Below are 18,977 nucleotides of genomic sequence, written 5' to 3'. Positions count from 1 at the left end.
TATAGTAACTATTGTACCACTTATTTTCATCAACTCATTTTCTTCTTTTCAAGAGCTAGTTATAGTTTCAAACTATATAAAAAACGACAGCTTCTTTCGAAACCATCGTTTTTTCTTGAAAAATCCTTATTTGACATGTTTTGCCAATTCTTCTTGGGCTTTTTTATTGGACTCTTCTTTTTCCTTCATCCATTTTTCTTTGGCTTTTTCATACTCGTCTTTTGTGACTGTCTTATCTTGTAATTTGAGATACTTGTATGATTCGACCCCTTTATTACCCGCCAATGAGAATGGGCTAGAGAAAGGAACTGTTTTTCTCAAAGTTGGTGTACCACCAAGTGATACGTTTGGAATTGCTAGTGAGCTATCTACCAACCAAGCTTGAGCCTCAGCGTATTTTTCATAACGTTTTGCTGGATCTTGCTCTTTATTAGCATCTTCTAACATCTGAGTGTAAGTATCTAGTCCAACTGCCTTAGCCTTGTCATTTACTTCTCCAGGCTCTAGACCTAAGTTTTGTAGAACTCCACCACTTTTCACATTAAAGATTTCAAGATAACTTGATGGGTCTTGGTAGTCTGCACTCCAACCACCATTGTATAAATCGTAATCTTTCTGAGCTGCAGTCTGAGCCAAATAGCTTGTATTATCAAAGTCTTCAGTAGAGAGTTGGTGAACATCAATCACAACATTATCAGCCCCCAAGACAGATTCAATCGATTGTTTCATGGAATTAATTCCTTGAATTTCTGCCTTATTGGTCAAATCTACAGATTTATCTAAGTGGATAGGGAATTGGACTCCTTTAGCTTGGAGTTCTTTCTTAGCTTCGGCAAATTTAGCCTTGGCTTTTTCTGGATTGTAGTATGGATCTTGAGCATCAGCAAAGTTGATTCCTTGCCATTCTTTACCATAATTGACCATCTTAGAGGCTACTACTTCACCAAAGTCTTTTCCGTTGATACTTACGAAGTTTGGTGGAACAACCAAATTACGTAAAATCTTAGTAGCACCATCTTCACCTTGAGATTGAGCACCATAGGCTGTACGGTCATAGGCAAAGTTAATAGCTTGACGGAAGTTCTTATTAAGAACGGCTTCTTGAGTCGATTTCTTTTCAGCATCACTCGTCTTAGCAGTGAATTTATAAGATTTTCTATCTAAGTTAAAGTTTAAGAAATAAGATGTCGCATCTTGAAGACTATATACGATATTGTCCTTGTTCTTCTCTTTAATCCCTTCAAAACTTGAGCTATTTGGATAGAGACGAGCATAACTATAGGCACCCTCCACAAAGTTACGTGCTAGTGCATCTTGATCACTACCATCAAAGTAAGCCAATTTCACATCATCTACAAAGACATTCTTGGCATCCCAGTAATTCGGATTTTTCTTGAATTCAATAACAGATTTTGAAACAAAGGATTTCATTAAGAAAGGACCATTGTACAAAATGCTAGATGGATCCACCTTGCCAAAATCATCCCCTTTAGATTTCAAGAAATCCGCATTAAGAGGAAAGAGAATTGTTGAAGTTGTTTTTGAATTCCAGTAAGGTTCTGGGCGAGTCAAAGTATATTGAACCGTTTGGTCGTCAATAGCCTTTACACCTACAGTTGAAAAGTCTTTCGTTTTACCGTTAATGTAGTCATCCAAACCTACAACGGATTCTTGTACTAGGTACAAGGCTTCTGATTTTTTATCAGCAGCATACTGAAGACCAGTTACGAAGTCTTTGGCAGTTACTGGGGCATATTCTTCACCTTCAGAGGTATACCATTTCGCTTCCTTACGAAGTTTGTAGGTATAAGTCAAACCGTCCTTAGAAACACTCCAATCCTCTGCCAAGGATGGAACATAATTCCCATATTGATCATTTTCCATGAGACCATCAACTAGATTAGTGATAATATCATTAGTTGTCGCACGATTTTCTGCTAAATAATTAAAACTAGATGGATCACTAGCATAGACATAATTATATGTTTTTGACCCTGTGCTAGAATTTCCACAGGCACTTAACAAAATACCTGCACTTAACACGACACCTGCAAGTGTTGCATACTTGGCCTTAGACTTTTTCATCTCCAGAACCTCCTGATTTAAATATTTGTCTTATTATACAACTTGAGTTTTATTTAGTCAATAGTTTTTTAAGTAAAATTTAAGAAAAATAAAATTACCATCTACAAACTTTATCTATTATTCTACAAATTAATAAAAAAGAGAATAATTTAAGCATTTCACGATAGAAATGTTCAAATTATCCCTTTTATTTATAAATGTTTTTTAAGTTAACTTTAATTTGATTCGTAAGCGATCTGCTTGGGCTTTTCCAATCACCTTATCCAATAAACGGGTACGGAGACTCAAGAATCCATAAACACCGCCACCCATGGCACCAACAAGGGCTACGTATAGGAAACTCCACAAACGTCCACTTGGTTGGAAGACAAATCCTAAAATCCACTGCAATGTCCCAACTACTAGAAACATGAAAAGAGTTAACAAACTGATTAAAATGGTTCTCTTCAAAATCACCTTACGCTTAACACCAGTTACTTGACAAATGTCCCGATACATCAAGACATTAGGAATAATGAGACCGATTGTAGTGGAAATCAAGGGTCCGTAACTATGGAAGAGAGCGATGGTTGGAAGTTGCAAAACTAGCTTGGCAATAGAACCATAGATAAAATAGAGAACTGCCTTGCGATTGTGGAACATGGCCTGAAGCATTGGAGACAAGACCATGTACAAGCCTAAAATAGTAGACTGCAAAACCGCAAAGACAAACAAGCCCATAGCCAAACTATCTGGCTTGCCATAGAAGACTGTATAAAGAGGTTCCCCTACCATAACCACTCCAACCGTTGCTGGTAGCAGGAATAAGAAAAGCATGGTAATGCTGTCCTGAACCAGACGAGAAGCCGCCTTCAAGTCTCCCTTGACATAGTTTTCAGTCAAAAGCGGCAAACCGACACTCCCAATCGAAACCCCAACAGAAATCAAAATCATAGTAATTTTATTTGGATTGGCAGAAAAATAAGAAAACATGACAATTAAGTCTTCATTACTATAGTTGGTAAACCACTTCATGCTATTGATAAAGGTATTTTGGTCCAAGATTTGGAAAAGCTGAATAGCCGAACCAGTCAAGATAAAAGGAATAGCTTCCTTAATCGTATCAACCAAAAGACTCTTACTATCAATCTTATCTCGAGTTTCAAAAACTTTTTGGAGCAATCCTTCCTTATAAAGGAAATAAAGCAAGACTGCAAAACTAGCTACCATTCCCACAAAAGCAGCAAAGGTGGATTGGGTAACCGCTGCTAGATAATCTCCTGAACCGAGCTTCATAATGATAAAGGTTGCTAGAAGCATCCAGATAACACGAATGACCTGCTCAGCGATTTGGCTCATGGCATAAGGTTTCAGGTTATTCATCCCTTGGAAAAATCCTCGGATAACACTCATAGATGGGAAAATCAAGACTCCCCAAGCCAAGCTTTGCATGATTGGGATCAAGTCTTTGCCCACGCCAGACAAATCTGCTAGCCAAGGAGCAAAGACATACAAGATTAAAGCAAAAACCAAACCTAGTCCTGTCATAAAGCCCAAAAAGCTCCGAATCAGGGCAAAGCTATGCTCTTCTTCTCGCATGGTATTGTACTTGGCAACTTGCTTGGCCACCGCAACTGGAATCCCTGCTGTTGAAACCAGCAAAAACCAGGCATAGATATTGTAGCCCATGGTAAAAAGACCATTGGCCGTAGCTGCATAAGATCCCATCCAGATATACCAAGGGATAATATAAATAGCCCCGAGTAGGCGACTGATAAAATTACTAGCCGTTAGCCAAGCAGTCCCCCGTAACATCTGGGCCTGCTGGTGATTGTTTTCGTGCGACATAGATTCCTCATTCAATTTTGATAACTAGGAAAAAGTTCCTTATCTTCCATTATAAACTTTTCCTTGTTACTTGTAAATTTACGACTTTCGGTTTACAATAGAAAGTATGATTAAGATTGAAACCGTATTAGATATATTAAAGAAAGATGGTCTCTTCCGTGAGATTATCGACCAAGGACATTATCACTACAACTACAGCCATGTCGTATTTGACACCATCTGCTATGACAGCCGCAAGGCTAAAGAAAAGAGCCTCTTTTTCGTCAAGGGTGCTGCCTTTAAAAAGGAATTTCTTCTTTCTGCAATCTCTCAAGGTCTCGATTGGTATGTGGCTGAAAAGGACTATGAAGTTGGTATTCCTGCCATTATCGTCAGCGATATCAAGAAAGCCATGAGTTTGATTGCTATGGAATTTTATGGAAACCCACAGGAAAAACTCAAACTCCTTGCCTTTACTGGTACTAAGGGTAAGACAACAGCAGCCTATTTCGCTTACAACATCTTATCTCAAGGGCACCGACCTGCTATGCTCTCGACTATGAATACAACTCTAGATGGCAAGACTTTCTTTAAGTCTGCATTGACAACCCCTGAGAGCATCGACCTCTTTGACATGATGCATCAAGCTGTGCAAAATGACCGCACCCACCTCATCATGGAAGTCTCCAGTCAAGCCTATCTGGTCAAACGTGTCTATGGTCTAACCTTTGATGTGGGAGTTTTCCTCAATATCAGCCCAGACCATATCGGCCCGATTGAACACCCTAGCTTTGAAGACTACTTCTACCACAAGCGTCTCTTGATGGAAAATAGCCGAGCAGTCATCATTAACAGTGACATGGACCACTTCTCTGTACTAAAAGAACAGGTGGAAGATCAAGACCATGATTTCTACGGTAGCCAGTCTGATAACCAAATCGAGAATTCCAAAGCCTTTAGCTTTTCAGCTACAGGTAAACTCTCTGGTGTTTATGACATCCAGTTAATTGGCCACTTCAACCAAGAAAATGCAGTTGCTGCTGGACTTGCTTGTCTCCGTCTCGGAGCTAGTCTTGAGGACATCAAAAAAGGAATTGCTGCAACCCGCGTTCCTGGCCGTATGGAAGTCCTCACTCAGAAAAATGGAGCCAAGGTCTTCATCGACTACGCCCACAATGGGGACAGTCTCAAAAAACTAATCAAGGTTGTAGAGACTCATCAAACTGGAAAAATTGCTCTGGTTCTAGGTTCTACAGGAAATAAGGGAGAAAGTCGTCGTAAGGACTTTGGCCTCCTCCTCAATCAACACCCTGAGATTCAAGTCTTTCTAACTGCTGATGACCCCAACTATGAAGACCCAATGGCCATTGCGGATGAAATTAGTAGCTATATCAATCATCCTGTTGAAAAAATTGCGGATCGCCAAGAAGCCATCAAGGCAGCTATGGCTATCACAAATCACGAATTAGATGCAGTTATTATTGCTGGTAAGGGAGCAGATTGCTACCAAATCGTTCAAGGAAAGAAAGAAACCTATCCAGGAGATGCAGCCGTCGCAGAAAATTATTTATAAGATAGAAAAATCAAGGGAAATGAAACCCTTGATTTTTTCTATCTTTATTTAAAAGCGTTTTTCAAGCCTTCAACGGCACCTTCTACAGCACCTTTAGCATCTTCAACTACTTCTTTTGCCTTAGCAACTGTCTTTTCTACAGCACCTTCTGCTTCAGTTTTGCTATCCCCAGTAACCTTACCAAATCCTTCTTTGATAGCGCCTGTTGCTTGTTCCAATTTGTTTTCAAGTGACATATGATTGTCTCCTTTAGTTTTATTCCGATATGTGTTACCGGTTACATATAGTTTATACCGAATACTAAGGAAAGTCAAACAATGTGCTCAGAAACAAGAAATCACGCCAAGTAGAAAGTTAATCTTTCCTTATCAAAATCGATAGCCAACTCATACTTTCCATCTTCATTTTGGACAATATAACCTAGGACAACTAAACTGTCCACAAAGATGTCACGGCGTTTCTGCATAAGCTGGTCTTTTTTGAGAAATTTCAACAAAAAAGTCGTCATATATTTGAGAGCATACTCAGGATTGACATCTCCCAAAATGTCATAGAGCTCCTGCTGTTTTTCTGTCAAAGGATACTGATGTTTGACCTTGTAGAAATAATTGGACAGGGTCATTTTTGATCTCGCAAAGTCCGTCTTTTCAACTAAAATAGCGGCATTGGTTTGATTTCGTAATTCTGTCTCAAAACTCTTCTGCAACAAAGCTTGATAGGTCGGACTATCTTCGCTGACAAAAATCTCTTGATCCAGTTCGAGACTATCAAGTGACTCAAGCATAGGAAGATTGAGGTAATAACGCTTATTTTCTCGTAGAATCAAGCCAGCCTTTATATATTCTTCCATGCGTTTATCAACTGCTAGATCTGGAAATTGAGCCTTAATTTCCCGCAAAATCACATCCTCATGCTGGTCCAGATAGCGGATCAATTCTCCAAAAAAAGGCTGTCTCGTCAAACGAGATGGATTAAAAATCTGAATCATGAAGATTCCTTTCTTTACATTCTAACAGAGGCGATGCTGCCAACTGACTAGGAGTGGTCCCAGCTTGATTCATAGGAACAGGCAGGCCTAGTTCTCTGTAATATTCTCTCCAAAAATCACTAATGTCCTGCTTCCCATCTCCAAATTTCATAGGAATAGTTTCAAAAATGGGGAAAATTTCTGCCATATACTGGGAACAGTAGAAACCATGTCCATCTGTATAGAAAGAAGCATTATAAGGAGCTTCCAGATGTTTGCAATCTTTTTCCTTCACAGACTGGATATCCATTTCTGAGTAGACATAGAGGTCGTACAAATGATTGGACTCAAAGAAGTCTGCAGGTTCTTGACAGACCACACCAGCCTGTCCACTAGCGTGGTAAATCATCCCATCCAAACAAATGGCAACATGGTTATAGTTGCCTGTGGAAGCCTGGATGGCCTGTCCCATATCTGACTCATCTCTCACAAAAATCATACTCTTCGAAAATCTCTTCAAACCACGTCAGCGTTGCCTTACCGTACTCAAGTACAGCTTACGGATAGCTTCCTAGTTTGCTCTTTGATTTTCATTGAGTATCAAATCGCCATTTTCTAACATGCTTCACTCCTAGAAAAAAAGGAGCCGAAACTCCTTTCGATATAAGTCAAACTAGACTTTCCGATTTTGAACTGAAACCCAAAATCTTAAGCATTAAAGCTTTCAGTCAATTGAGGTACCACTTGTTTCTTACGTGAAACAGCACCAGCAAGGAAGGCATGATTGTTTTCAAGTTTGAAGTTGAAGGCTGCTTCAACCTTATCCATATTGGCACCAAGAGCCAAGATTTCTGAGTTTGAGTTGACGATATCTGTAATCATCAAGACAAAGTCAGAATAACCATTTGCTGCGTTAGCAGCTTGCATTGCAGCTTCGATTTCTGCTTGACGCTCCAAAACTTCAGCGATATCAACTGTGTTTACTTGAGCAACACGGACATTATTTCCGTTCAATTCAAAAGTTTTAGCATCGATGTCAATCAATTCTTCAGCAGATTTGCTAGCCAAGTTGGTACCAGCTTTCAACATAGCCAAACCATATTCTTCCAAGTTCACACCAGCCAATTCAGCCAATTCAGGAGCAATCACTTTATCCGTTGGGTGTGTTGTTGGTGATTTCAAAAGAAGGGTATCTGAAATCAGACCTGAAAGCATCAAACCTGCAATCTCTTTAGGCACAGCTACACCATGTTCTTTGAACATACGGTAAACGATTGAAGACGCTGATCCAACTGGCTCCAAACGCATGTAAAGTGGGCTTGCAGTTTCAAAGTTAGCCACGCGGTGGTGGTCTACAACACCATAAACTTCTACTTCAGCGATATCTGATACAGATTGTTGGAATTCATTGTGGTCAGTCAGGATAACTTGCTCTGCGCCTTCTGCTTTAGCAGAAGTGATAACACGCGGTGCTTCCACACCAAAATAGTTCAAGACAAAGGCTGTTTCTTCATTTGGAGTTCCAAGGGCTACAGTTTCCGTATCCAAACCGTAAGCTTCTTTTGCAAGGTAGGCAAAAGCTACAGATGACCCGATGGCATCTGAGTCTGGATTTTGGTGACCAAATACTAGAATCTTAGACATGATAATACCTCATTTTGTTTATTCTCTTTATTGTAGCATTTTTTTCGCTTTTTGACAAAAGTAAGAGGAGTCAAAGGACTCCCCACTACTCTTCAAAATAACTGAGTAAATTTCTATCTTGATTTTCAGATAAAAATTGCTCCTTCTGCGGTCGCTTCTTACGCTTGAGAAGGGCTTCTGCCGACATGGCTTCTTCCTTACTGGCAAAACCTTGAGCATAGATGAGTTTGACTGGCAAGCGTGCTCGTGTGTATTTGGCTCCCTTCCCACTATTGTGGACAGCGAGGCGTCTTCTCACATCAGTCGTATAGCCTGTATAGTAGGATCCATCACGACACTCCAGCACGTACATATAAGCCTTATGATCCATAATAAATCTCTTCGAGTTCCGGCGTATAAGAGCCGTCATCATTGTGGACAATTAAAGGAGGCAAGACCTTAAAGCCACTTGTTGAGCCATCCTTGATAGCCTCAATCAAAAGCATATTGGCTTCCTTTTCTCTTTTTGGATAGACAAATTGCAGGCGCTTAGGGGCTAAATTATGCCGTTGTAAGCTATCCAAGATATCTAAAAGTCGATCAGGACGATGAACCATAGCCAACCGTCCATTAGACTTGAGAATACTTTGGGCACTACGACAGATTTCTTCCAAATTAGTCGTGATTTCATGGCGCGCCAAAAGATAATGTTCACTCTCGTTCAAGTTGGAATGAGGATCCACCTTGAAATAGGGCGGATTACACAAAATCATATCCACCTTACTTCCCTGAATGTAAGCAGGCATATTTTTCAAATCATCACAGATGACCTGCATCTGCTCTTCCAAAGAATTCAAACGGACAGAGCGTTCAGCCATATCCGCCAAACGCTCCTGAATCTCAACAGCCAAAATCTGTGCCTGAGTCCGAGTGCTAGCAAATAACCCCACTGCTCCATTTCCAGCGCAAAAATCCACTATCAAACCCTTTTTAGGAAAACGTGGAAAACGTGACAAGAGAACACTATCCACCGAATAGCTAAAAACCTCTCTATTTTGAATGATTTTGATATCTGTCGAAAAGAGCTGGTTAATGCGCTCCCCTGATTTTAATAATTGTTCTTCTTCCATGGTCTTATTATAGCAAATTTATATTAACATTACAAAGAATACAGATTTCTAACTAATTCTTCTGCTTCTTCAAATGTTGAAGGGCTTCCTTGGTCCAAATTGGCATCATTCGTTTGAGAGGTGCGAAGCCGTAGTTAAAACGGTCGCTTGAAAAGCGTCTCCGTCTCGGAAACTGGTGTTTTTCTTCCTCCAAAGTGCGGATAGAAAGGCTGGCTTTCCCTGTAAATTCATCTAAATCCACTACCTGAACCTGAACCTCTTCATCGACTTTCAAGGCTTCTTGGATATTTTCAATAAAGCCTGTCCGAATCTCTGAAATGTGAATCAGCCCCGTATCACCCGTCTCTAGCTCAACAAAGGCACCATAGGGCTGAATCCCTGTAATACGCCCCTTTAGCTTATCACCGATTTTCATCTTAGTCCTCGATTTCAATTGTTTCAATCACAACATCTTCAACTGGCTTGTCCATGGCCCCTGTCTCAACAGCAGCAATTTCATCCAAGACAGCATAAGAAACTTCATCAGCTAACTGTCCAAAAACCGTGTGACGGCGGTCTAGGTGAGGGGTTCCACCTTGTTTGGCATAGATTTCTGCGATCGGTTCTGGCCAACCTCCACGAGCAATTTCTTTCTTAGAATAAGGCAGATGTTGATTTTGCACGATAAAGAACTGGCTGCCATTGGTATTTGGACCAGCATTGGCCATAGAAAGAGCACCACGGATATTGTAAAGTTCTTCTGAGAACTCATCCTCAAATGATTCACCATAGATTGACTCGCCACCCATACCAGTTCCAGTTGGGTCTCCACCTTGAATCATAAAATCCTTGATAATACGATGGAAAATGACACCATCATAGTAGCCATCTTTTGAAAGAGCTACAAAGTTAGCCACTGTTTTAGGAGCATGTTCAGGGAAAAGCTTGATACGCAAGTCTCCGTGATTGGTCTTAATAGTCGCCAACGGACCTTCTACTGTTTCAATGTCTACTTGTGGGAAATGCAATTCTTTTTCTACCATACCAAATCCTTCTAAGGCATCAAAAATGCCATCTTCTTCTAATGTTTTTGTAATATAATCTGCTTTTTCTTTGATTTTATCATGAGAAATTCCCATGGCGATGCTGATTCCAGCATAATCAAAGAGTTCCAAGTCGTTGAGGCCATCTCCAAAGACCATGACGTTCTCTGGTTTCAAGCCAAGGTGTTCCACAACCTTTTCCACACCTGTCGCTTTGGAGCCTGAAATCGGCACAATATCAGACGAATGCTCATGCCAACGAACCATGCGAAGTTTGTCTGAGAGACTGTCAGGCAAGTGCAAGTCATCTCCTTTATCTTCAAAAGTCCACATTTGATAGATATCTTCTTTTTCATGGAAATCTGGGTCTACATCTAAGTCGGGATAAATTGGATTGATAGCCTCACTAATCATATCGGTGCGAGTCGACAACTTGGCATCATGACTCCCAACCAAACCATACTCAATTCCCTCTTGCTTGGCCCAAGAGATATACTCCTCAACATCTGACTTCTCAATCTGATGTTGATAAATGATTTGACCTTTTTTATCTTCGATGTAGGCCCCATTTAAAGTCACAAAAAAGTCAGGCTTGAGTTCACGAATCTCAGGAACGACACCAAAAATCCCTCGTCCAGAAGCAATACCCGTCAAAATTCCTTTCTCACGTAATTGCTTAAAAACAGTTGGGATTGAAGCTGGAATAAAACCTGTCTTGGAATTTCTCAATGTATCATCAATATCAAAAAAGACAATCTTAATCTTTTTTGCCTTGTATCTTAATTTCGCATCCATATCACTACCTCTTTCAATCTAACTCTTTCCATTATACCATAAAGTAGCTAAATCCCACATCCCCAATAAAATCCTTGTCTCTTATCCGAATTCCTTTACTAGATACAAAACCAAATCATCATTATTTTGGCTAGTTGCATTCATTTCCAAGGGTTGATTTCGATACCAGACACCTGTCCCATCTGGAATGTAGCCCCGTCTGATATACAATCTCTGGGCAGGGCCATAGCCTAAGTGCAAACCTACACCAAGAGTGACCTTACTCGAAACAAACTTGACTCGTTTTTCTGCTTCTTCTAGCAGTTGATTCCCAATCCCTTGATTTCGAAAAGGCTCAAACACATTAAAATCTGATAATTCTGGATAGACTTCTGCAAAAGGACCATGTTTAGCAGAGGGCAAAATGGTAACGTAGCCCGCTACAGCACCATCAATCTCTGCAACTAAGACTTCTCTCTCCCCACTTTCCTGTTCCAGAAAATATCTAGCCAAAATTTCCTCTCTACCAGGCCAACCTTGATTCATAAATCCATGAGATAAGGATTCAATATCAGACTTAATCATATTTCTAATCGTACAATTCATCTTTGACTTACCCACCTTTACTCTTTTTATTACCATTATAGCACGCCAAGGTCAGAAAAAAACTATCTCGTGAAAAAAGACCCACCCGGGTCTTAATTCGCTTTCTTGTTTTCAAGCTCATGAAAAAGAGGTTCACTGAACCTGAAAAAAAGACCCACCCGGGTCTTAATTCGCTTTCTTGTTTCCAAGCTCATGAAAAAGAGGTTCACTGAACCTGAAAAAAAGACCCACCCGGGTCTTAATTCGCTTTCTTGTTTCCAAGCTCATGAAAAAGAGGTCCACCCGGACCTCTTTTTTAATCTTCGTTTACGAAAGGCATCAAAGCCATTACGCGAGCGCGTTTGATAGCTGTTGTTACTTTACGTTGGTTTTTAGCTGAAGTTCCTGTTACACGACGTGGAAGGATTTTCCCACGTTCTGAAACGAAACGGCTAAGAAGCTCAGTATCTTTGTAATCAACATATTCAATTTTGTTTGCTGCGATGTAATCAACTTTTTTACGGCGTTTGAATCCGCCACGACGTTGTTGAGCCATGTTTTTTCTCCTTTATAATTTTAGTTGTCCATTAGAATGGTAAATCATCATCTGAAATATCCAATGGATTTGTTGCTCCAAATGGATTTTCATCACGTGAAAAGTCTGGTACTGAATTTGTAGGTGCTGAATAGTTTGCAGTTGGGGCAGAGTAGGCTCCACCTGTATGACCTTCACGCACACTACGGCTTTCCAACATTTGGAAATTCTCAGCCACGACCTCTGTCACGTAGACACGTTGTCCTTGCTGGTTATCGTAACTACGAGTCTGGATACGACCTGTCACCCCGATAAGTGAGCCTTTTTTAGCCCAGTTAGCAAGGTTTTCAGCCTGTTGGCGCCACATAACGACATTGATAAAATCAGCCTCACGTTCGCCATTTTGACTCTTAAATGTACGGTTTACTGCAAGAGTAAAAGTCGCAACTGCTACATTTGATGGGGTATAACGCAACTCAGCGTCACGTGTCATACGCCCTACAAGTACAACATTGTTAATCATAGTTTACCTTCTTACGCGTCAGTTTTGACGATCATGTGACGAAGAATGTCAGCGTTGATTTTTGAAAGACGGTCAAACTCTTTAAGAGCTGCATCGTCGTTTGCTTCAACGTTAACGATGTGGTAAAGTCCTTCACGGAAATCTTTGATTTCGTATGCAAGACGACGTTTTTCCCAAGATTTTGATTCAACAACAGTTGCACCGTTGTCAGTCAAAATAGAGTCAAAACGTGCTACCAAAGCGTTTTTAGCTTCTTCTTCAATGTTTGGACGAATGATATAAAGAATTTCGTATTTAGCCATTGATATGTTCCTCCTTTTGGTCTAATGACCCCCAGACTTTGCAAGGGGTAAGTGAGGTTCGCTCACAATAAACTATTATACTAGAAAACAATTTTTTACGCAAGTAAAAACACTGAAATGCGAAAAAACGCCACATGGGCGTTTTCCTGTTCTTATGGTTTAATACGGTGCAACATACGTGGGAATGGAATAGCTTCACGGATGTGCTTTGTTCCTGCTGCGAAGGTTACCATACGTTCGATACCGATACCAAATCCTCCGTGTGGAACTGTACCGTATTTACGAAGGTCAAGGTAGAATTCATATTCTGTACGATCCATACCAAGTTCATCCATCTTAGCTACAAGAGCATCGTAGTCTTCCTCACGCATAGAACCACCGATGATTTCTCCATAGCCTTCTGGAGCAAGCAAGTCTGCACAAAGCACGCGCTCTGGATTTCCAGGAACTGGTTTCATGTAAAATGCCTTGATGGCTGCTGGATAGTTCATGACAAAAGTTGGCACACCAAAGTGGTTTGAAATCCACGTTTCGTGTGGTGAACCAAAGTCATCTCCATGCTCAAGATGTTCGTAGTCAGCGTCTTCATCATTTTCATGTTCTTGCAAGAGGTCAATGGCTTGATCGTAAGTGATACGTTTGAATGGCTCTGCAATGTAGCGTTTCAAGAGTTCTGTATCACGTTCTAAGGTTTCCAAGGCTTGAGACGCACGGTCAAGAACACCTTGAAGAAGAGCTTTAACATAAGCTTCTTGCAAGTCAAGTGACTCATCATGTGTCAAGTATGAGTACTCTGCATCCATCATCCAGAACTCAGTCAAGTGACGGCGCGTTTTTGATTTTTCAGCACGGAATACTGGACCAAAGTCAAAGACACGACCAAGAGCCATAGCACCTGCTTCTAGGTAAAGCTGACCTGATTGGCTCAAGTAGGCTGGAGTTCCGAAGTAGTCCGTTTCAAAGAGTTCAGTTGAATCTTCAGCCGCATTCCCTGACAAAATTGGGCTATCAAATTTCATGAAGCCGTTCTTGTCAAAGAACTCATAAGTTGCATAGATGATTGCGTTACGGATTTGCATCACAGCTACTTGCTTACGAGAACGAAGCCACAAGTGACGGTTGTCCATCAAGAAGTCTGTTCCGTGTTCTTTTGGTGTGATTGGGTAGTCTTGAGATTCACCAATCACTTCGATGTCTGTGATATCTAACTCATAGCCAAACTTAGATCGCTCATCTTCTTTGACAATACCTGTCACATAAACAGAAGTTTCTTGGCTCAAGCGTTTGATGACATCAAACTTTTCAGCTCCTACTTCTTCACCAAATTTTTCGATAAAGTTTGGTTTAAAGGCCACACCTTGGAAGAAGGCTGTTCCGTCACGCAATTGCAAGAAGGCGATTTTCCCTTTTCCTGATTTGTTGGCAACCCAAGCGCCAATCGTCACTTCCTGACCAATATAGTCTTTTACATCAATAATCGTTACACGTTTTGTCATTATTTTTCCTTTTCTTTTATTTTTCCATAAATACTTTCAAGCGTTTAACTGCTTCTTTAAGCGTGTCTAGGTCTGTCGCATAGCTGAGGCGCACATTTTCTGGCGCTCCGAATCCTGCTCCTGTTACCAAGGCCACTTCAGCTTCTTCAAGGATAGCAGTTGTAAAGTCTGTCACATCCGTATAGCCTTTCATCTCCATGGCCTTTTTGACATTTGGAAAGAGATAGAAGGCTCCTTGTGACTTAACGACTTCAAAACCAGGAACCTCACATAATAGCGGATAAATGGTATTGAGACGCTCCTCAAAAGCCTGACGCATGCTTTCTACAGTATCTTGCTCACCTGATAGAGCCTCAACTGCTGCATACTGGGCTACTGCTGAAGGGTTGGAGGTTGTTTGACCTGCAATCTTGGACATGGCAGCGATAATGTCTGCTTCTCCGACGGCATAGCCAATCCGCCAACCTGTCATAGCATAGGTTTTAGACACACCATTGATGACCACTGTTTGCTTGCGAATCGCTTCCGATAGGCTAGAAATGGGTGTAAACTCATGACCATTATAGACCAAGCGCCCATAGATATCATCTGCTAGGATGAGAATATCCTTTTCTACAGCCCAGTTTCCGATTGCCAAAAGTTCCTCACGGGTATAAATCATACCTGTCGGATTGGATGGTGAATTCAGCACCAAAACCTTGGTCTTGTCTGTTCGAGCTGCTTCTAACTGCTCTACAGTTACCTTAAAGTCATTGTCCTCTTTAGCAGGAACAAAAACTGGAATACCCTCTGCCATCTTGACCTGGTCTCCATAGCTGACCCAGTAGGGTGTTGGGATGATAACTTCATCACCTGGATTGACCACAGCCATAAAGAAGGTATAGAGAGAATATTTAGCTCCAGCAGCGACTGTCACTTGATTCGGCGCTACAGAATAGCCGTAAAAGCGCTCAAAATAGGCATTGACCGCCGCTTTGAGCTCTGGCAGACCTGAGGTTACTGTATAAAAAGAAGCACGCCCATCTTGAATCGATGCAATGGCGGCATCTTGAATATTTTTTGGAGTAGTGAAATCTGGCTCACCCAAGGTTAGAGATAGGATATCCCTTCCCTCAGCCTTCAGTGCTTTGGCACGGGCTCCAGCAGCCAAGGTCACACTTTCTTCCATTTCTAAAACACGGTTGGATAGTTTCATAGGCCCTCCTTATTGATCAATGCTCCTGTTTCAAAATCTACTAGATAAAAGTCAGAGCCTGACTTGACTTCCCAGATTGGCTTGTCTTGATAACGGCCAAAGATAATCTTGTCAATCTCGCCAGCTCCTTTTTCCTTAGAAACAGCTTCTGCTTTTTCTTGTGAAACACCCTGATTTAGCTGATAAACGTAAATCTTATGGTCATCTTTTCCAATCAGGACAGCAAGTGATTCTTGCTGTTTGTTATGACCAAGAACACTGTAGTAAGATTCCAAGCCATTGTATAAATCAACCTGATCAGCCTGCTCTAATCCTGCATACTGCTGAGCTAATTTTTCTCCTTCACTTTTAGCTGTTTGATAGGGTTTCATGCCGAGAGAAACCAGATACAGAAAGGAAGCACTGATAACCACAAACAAAATCGTCATCCCTAGACCATACTGCCACAGTAGATTATTTTTTGCTTTATTTTTTCTTTTTTTCACTCGTCTATTTTACCATCTATTAAGCTTTATTACAAGTGAATGCAAGAATACTCTTCGAAAATCAAATTCAAACCACGTCAGCTTCTCCTTGCCGTACCCAAGTACTGTCTGCGGCTAGCTTCCTAGTTTGCTCTTTGATTTTCATTGAGTATAAGCAACCAATTCTATTTCTCCCTTCAAAGCAAACCGATTTTTCTTGATTAAAACCGAGCAAGAAAAATAAAGACAGCTCCAAAATCAACCTATTAAAAAACCTGAGCTTAGTACTCAAGTTTTCGTAAGTTCTTTTAATCTATGGAATTATTTTATCATCTATTCTTTTAGCCATTTTTCCTAAAAATACAGGCAGTAGAAGGCTAATCATGACTAAAAAGAATCCTAGATAAAGAAATGTTACTACAAAGCCTAAATGGTCAATCAACCAGCCTGTCAATGGAAAGAAGACAATCATACTAAGGCTAAACATCATAGAGTAGACACTCAGCATGGTTGCCCTTACTTCACTTGGAAGCCGCTCTTGCAAATCGTTGTCAAAAATCGGCTGAAAAAGAGCATATAGAGCATTACTAATCAAATAAATCAAAATATAGATTAGAGGTGTTCCAAAGTAGGACAGCATATAGGTAACTCCAGTCAGCAGGACGAGGATAGGGAAAAGCTTCAAGGCGGCATAGTTCTTTCCAATCTTACTCGCTAGATAGACTGCGACGATATTTAAGAGACTACCAAGTAGCATAACTGCTGAAATTTGCCAACCACTTAAATCTGGTAACTGATTTTGATAGTAAAAATAAAACATGCACATGAGTACTCCGACAATCTGAGACAAAATCATCCAGTTGAAAAGCATGGGATTTCGCTTCAACTCATCCTTAACGGTCCAAATAATCTGTTTCATGGTCACACTATCAGCTTTTTCTAGCTTGACACTAGGCTCTTTCAGCATCCAAATCAGGAAAAGAACTATGATAGAAGTCGCAATCATGATATAGTAGGTCAGGTGCAATTGACCATGGACAAAAAATCCCGCCAACACTGTCCCCAAAGACCGAGTTCCTTCTGCTACTCCTGACATAAAACTTGAAATAGATAAGTAACGCTTCTTGAGTCCAGCTTCCACGGCTGAATCATAAACCATTGCTGCGCTTGTGCCTGAATCAAAATTATAAGACAAGGCACTCACCGCCATAGCTAGTGCATAAATCCAAAAATTTCCCTGACCAGCCAACATAAGAATAGAAGACACAATTCCTGCTATACGACTTAAATAAAGGTTGGTCTTATAGGAATAGCGGTCAGCTAACATTCCAGATGGAATTTCGCAGAGAAGACTGGTCGCATGAAAGATAGTCTCCAGCAGTCCAATCTGCCAAAGAGACATTCCGTTTTGACTGAGAAAGAGAATCCAAAAACTAGTAATCCCTAAAAAAGCAAAAAACTCAACTCCGGCCATCAGGCCAATATTTTTCCGATAATTTCTTATTAACATCTTTTCTCCTTAACAAGTGTATTCGTATTTCATTTGTCTGTCACTTGTTAATTTGTGCCTTACATGATCTCCACCCCTTTTAGAAGCATTCTTGAAATGCCATTATTGTTTGTTTAATTGTTCATGAAATGATACCGGAAAATAGCCGTTCTACGGTTTCTATTTCGAGTCTTCTCGTTTATTTTAGCACTTATATCATCATAATACAAGATAATATAGGAATGTTCTTCAAAAATAAATGTAAACCAGAATCTAAAATAAACAGTTCTTACTTTTCCAGTCACAAGTGACTAGAATTTCAGCAATTTTATAATTTTCAAATAAACTCTGAGCAAATCTCTTGCAAGTTGGTTTGTTTTGTTGTAATATATTTTATAACAACGATAAGGTTCTCGAAATTTTTAAAAAAAGGAGACACATCATGTCTAAAAAAGTATTATTTATCGTCGGATCACTACGTCAAGGTTCTTTCAACCACCAAATGGCTCTCGAAGCTGAAAAAGTACTTGCTGGTCAAGCAGAAGTTAGCTACCTTGATTATTCAGCTCTTCCTCTCTTCAGCCAAGATTTGGAAGTTCCAACTCATCCAGCTGTAGCCGCTGCTCGTGAAGCAGTTCTTGCTGCGGATGCCATCTGGATTTTCTCTCCAGTCTACAACTTCTCTATCCCTGGTACAGTGAAAAACTTGCTTGACTGGCTATCTCGTGCCCTTGACTTGTCTGATACACACAGCGCTTCTGCCCTTCAAGACAAGTTTGTCACAGTATCATCTGTAGCCAATGCAGGTCACGATCAACTCTTTGCTATCTACAAAGACCTCTTGCCATTTATCCGTACACAAGTCATTGGTGATTTCACTGCTGCACGTGTGAATGACTCTGCTTGGACAGATGGAAAATTGGTTCTTGAAGAAACAGTCCTAAACTCACTTGAAAAACAAGCTCAAGACTTGGTTAATGCTATCAAATAAAGATATTTTATGACTCTTAGCCACCCATTTGGGTGGTTTTTTCATACCTAATACTCTTCGAAAATCTCTTCAAACCACGTCAGCGTCACCTTACCGTACTCAAGTAAAGCTCGAGTCTAGCTTCCTAGTTTGCTCTTTGATTTTTATTGAGTATAAATTTCCCAATCAATTTGTTCGTTTTTTTATTTCATTTCACTATAAAAAAAAAACGCATCCTATAGGTATTGAACTGCACCCCAAAAGTTAGACAGAAAAAATCTAACTTTTGGGGTGTTTTTATTATGAAATTAACTTATGATGATAAAGTTCAGATCTATGAACTTAAAAAACAAGGATATAGCATAGAGAAGCTTTCAAATAAATTTGGGATAAACAATTCTAATATTAGGTACATGATTAAATTGATTGATCGTTACG

The 18,977-nt window shown here is 40.3% G+C and carries 21 protein-coding genes; 3 read left to right on the top strand and 18 right to left on the bottom strand.

The genetic code is table 11. The features are described from left to right. Window positions 1–126 precede the first annotated feature (126 nt). Together HT731_RS06125 and HT731_RS06120 are read right to left on the bottom strand one after the other, a co-directional pair. The gene (locus HT731_RS06125) at window positions 127–2,085 is read right to left on the bottom strand and encodes a peptide ABC transporter substrate-binding protein (RefSeq protein ID WP_173278119.1); all 1,959 of its coding nucleotides are present in this window, start codon (window positions 2,083–2,085) and stop codon (window positions 127–129) included. Between the two features lie 204 nt (window positions 2,086–2,289). Then, window positions 2,290–3,912 carry a polysaccharide biosynthesis protein gene (locus tag HT731_RS06120; protein WP_173278117.1) on the bottom strand — a complete coding sequence of 541 codons (1,623 nt, stop codon included), beginning with the start codon at window positions 3,910–3,912 and terminating at the stop codon, window positions 2,290–2,292. Window positions 3,913–4,018: 106 nt separating this feature from the next. Here HT731_RS06120 and HT731_RS06115 point away from each other — a divergent pair, with 106 nt between their 5' ends. After that, on the top strand, window positions 4,019–5,464 hold the full coding sequence (locus HT731_RS06115; RefSeq protein WP_173278116.1) for a UDP-N-acetylmuramoyl-L-alanyl-D-glutamate--L-lysine ligase: 1,446 nt from the start codon (window positions 4,019–4,021) through the stop codon (window positions 5,462–5,464). A 44-nt stretch (window positions 5,465–5,508) separates the two neighbouring features. Here the strand turns inward: HT731_RS06115 and HT731_RS06110 are convergent, their stop codons facing one another. From HT731_RS06110 to HT731_RS06035, 16 genes are all read right to left on the bottom strand, one after another. Then, complete coding sequence (locus HT731_RS06110) at window positions 5,509–5,700, bottom strand: CsbD family protein (protein ID WP_000051184.1); 192 nt, start codon at window positions 5,698–5,700, stop codon at window positions 5,509–5,511. Between the two features lie 101 nt (window positions 5,701–5,801). After that, window positions 5,802–6,452, bottom strand: a complete 651-nt coding sequence (locus HT731_RS06105; RefSeq protein ID WP_153195932.1) for a DUF1803 domain-containing protein — start codon at window positions 6,450–6,452, stop codon at window positions 5,802–5,804. Then, window positions 6,436–6,930 (bottom strand): YiiX/YebB-like N1pC/P60 family cysteine hydrolase, encoded by a 495-nt coding sequence (locus HT731_RS06100; RefSeq protein ID WP_153195934.1) that lies wholly within the window; start codon window positions 6,928–6,930, stop codon window positions 6,436–6,438. Before HT731_RS06100 ends, HT731_RS06105 begins: the two co-directional genes overlap by 17 nt. 209 nt (window positions 6,931–7,139) lie before the next feature. Beyond that, on the bottom strand, window positions 7,140–8,075 hold the full coding sequence (locus HT731_RS06095; protein WP_061759403.1) for a manganese-dependent inorganic pyrophosphatase: 936 nt from the start codon (window positions 8,073–8,075) through the stop codon (window positions 7,140–7,142). An 85-nt stretch (window positions 8,076–8,160) separates the two neighbouring features. Then, on the bottom strand, window positions 8,161–8,445 hold the full coding sequence (locus HT731_RS06090) for a GIY-YIG nuclease family protein (protein WP_000349611.1): 285 nt from the start codon (window positions 8,443–8,445) through the stop codon (window positions 8,161–8,163). Next, on the bottom strand, window positions 8,435–9,184 hold the full coding sequence (locus tag HT731_RS06085) for a tRNA1(Val) (adenine(37)-N6)-methyltransferase (RefSeq protein WP_061759404.1): 750 nt from the start codon (window positions 9,182–9,184) through the stop codon (window positions 8,435–8,437). The genes HT731_RS06090 and HT731_RS06085 overlap by 11 nt, the downstream gene beginning before the upstream one ends. Window positions 9,185–9,236: 52 nt before the next feature. Next, window positions 9,237–9,599: a S1 RNA-binding domain-containing protein gene (locus HT731_RS06080; RefSeq protein WP_049543381.1), complete on the bottom strand. Its 363-nt coding sequence runs from the start codon at window positions 9,597–9,599 to the stop codon at window positions 9,237–9,239. A gap of 1 nt (window position 9,600) precedes the next feature. Beyond that, window positions 9,601–11,001 carry a bifunctional Cof-type HAD-IIB family hydrolase/peptidylprolyl isomerase gene (locus HT731_RS06075; RefSeq protein WP_061759406.1) on the bottom strand — a complete coding sequence of 467 codons (1,401 nt, stop codon included), beginning with the start codon at window positions 10,999–11,001 and terminating at the stop codon, window positions 9,601–9,603. Window positions 11,002–11,082: 81 nt separating this feature from the next. Then, window positions 11,083–11,586 (bottom strand): GNAT family N-acetyltransferase, encoded by a 504-nt coding sequence (locus HT731_RS06070; RefSeq protein ID WP_004244450.1) that lies wholly within the window; start codon window positions 11,584–11,586, stop codon window positions 11,083–11,085. 295 nt (window positions 11,587–11,881) lie between these two features. Beyond that, window positions 11,882–12,121, bottom strand: coding sequence for a 30S ribosomal protein S18 (rpsR, locus tag HT731_RS06065; protein WP_000068664.1), 240 nt, complete (start codon window positions 12,119–12,121; stop codon window positions 11,882–11,884). A gap of 31 nt (window positions 12,122–12,152) precedes the next feature. Then, window positions 12,153–12,623, bottom strand: a complete 471-nt coding sequence (gene ssbA, locus HT731_RS06060; RefSeq protein WP_000609606.1) for a single-stranded DNA-binding protein SsbA — start codon at window positions 12,621–12,623, stop codon at window positions 12,153–12,155. 11 nt (window positions 12,624–12,634) lie between these two features. Continuing rightward, window positions 12,635–12,925: a 30S ribosomal protein S6 gene (gene rpsF, locus HT731_RS06055; RefSeq protein ID WP_001151778.1), complete on the bottom strand. Its 291-nt coding sequence runs from the start codon at window positions 12,923–12,925 to the stop codon at window positions 12,635–12,637. Window positions 12,926–13,077: 152 nt separating this feature from the next. After that, window positions 13,078–14,424 carry an asparagine--tRNA ligase gene (asnS, locus tag HT731_RS06050; protein ID WP_173278265.1) on the bottom strand — a complete coding sequence of 449 codons (1,347 nt, stop codon included), beginning with the start codon at window positions 14,422–14,424 and terminating at the stop codon, window positions 13,078–13,080. Window positions 14,425–14,437: 13 nt separating this feature from the next. Next, window positions 14,438–15,616, bottom strand: a complete 1,179-nt coding sequence (locus HT731_RS06045) for a pyridoxal phosphate-dependent aminotransferase (protein WP_023943277.1) — start codon at window positions 15,614–15,616, stop codon at window positions 14,438–14,440. Further along, window positions 15,613–16,101, bottom strand: coding sequence for a DUF5590 domain-containing protein (locus tag HT731_RS06040; protein WP_173278114.1), 489 nt, complete (start codon window positions 16,099–16,101; stop codon window positions 15,613–15,615). The genes HT731_RS06045 and HT731_RS06040 overlap by 4 nt, the downstream gene beginning before the upstream one ends. A 292-nt stretch (window positions 16,102–16,393) precedes the next feature. Further along, window positions 16,394–17,590: an MFS transporter gene (locus HT731_RS06035; protein ID WP_173278112.1), complete on the bottom strand. Its 1,197-nt coding sequence runs from the start codon at window positions 17,588–17,590 to the stop codon at window positions 16,394–16,396. A 421-nt stretch (window positions 17,591–18,011) separates the two neighbouring features. Between HT731_RS06035 and HT731_RS06030 the strand changes: the two genes are divergently transcribed. Next, on the top strand, window positions 18,012–18,560 hold the full coding sequence (locus HT731_RS06030) for an NADPH-dependent FMN reductase (RefSeq protein ID WP_033680534.1): 549 nt from the start codon (window positions 18,012–18,014) through the stop codon (window positions 18,558–18,560). Window positions 18,561–18,841: 281 nt separating this feature from the next. Continuing rightward, a partial coding sequence (locus HT731_RS06025) for a transposase (RefSeq protein ID WP_173278110.1) occupies window positions 18,842–18,977 on the top strand: 136 nt, incomplete at its 3' end.

Origin of the sequence: Streptococcus sp. k-163 (assembly GCF_013277555.1) — a bacterium.
Lineage (GTDB): Bacteria > Bacillota > Bacilli > Lactobacillales > Streptococcaceae > Streptococcus.
Note: the sequence above shows the minus strand (reverse complement) of the source record. Positions and strands in the feature narration are given on the sequence as shown.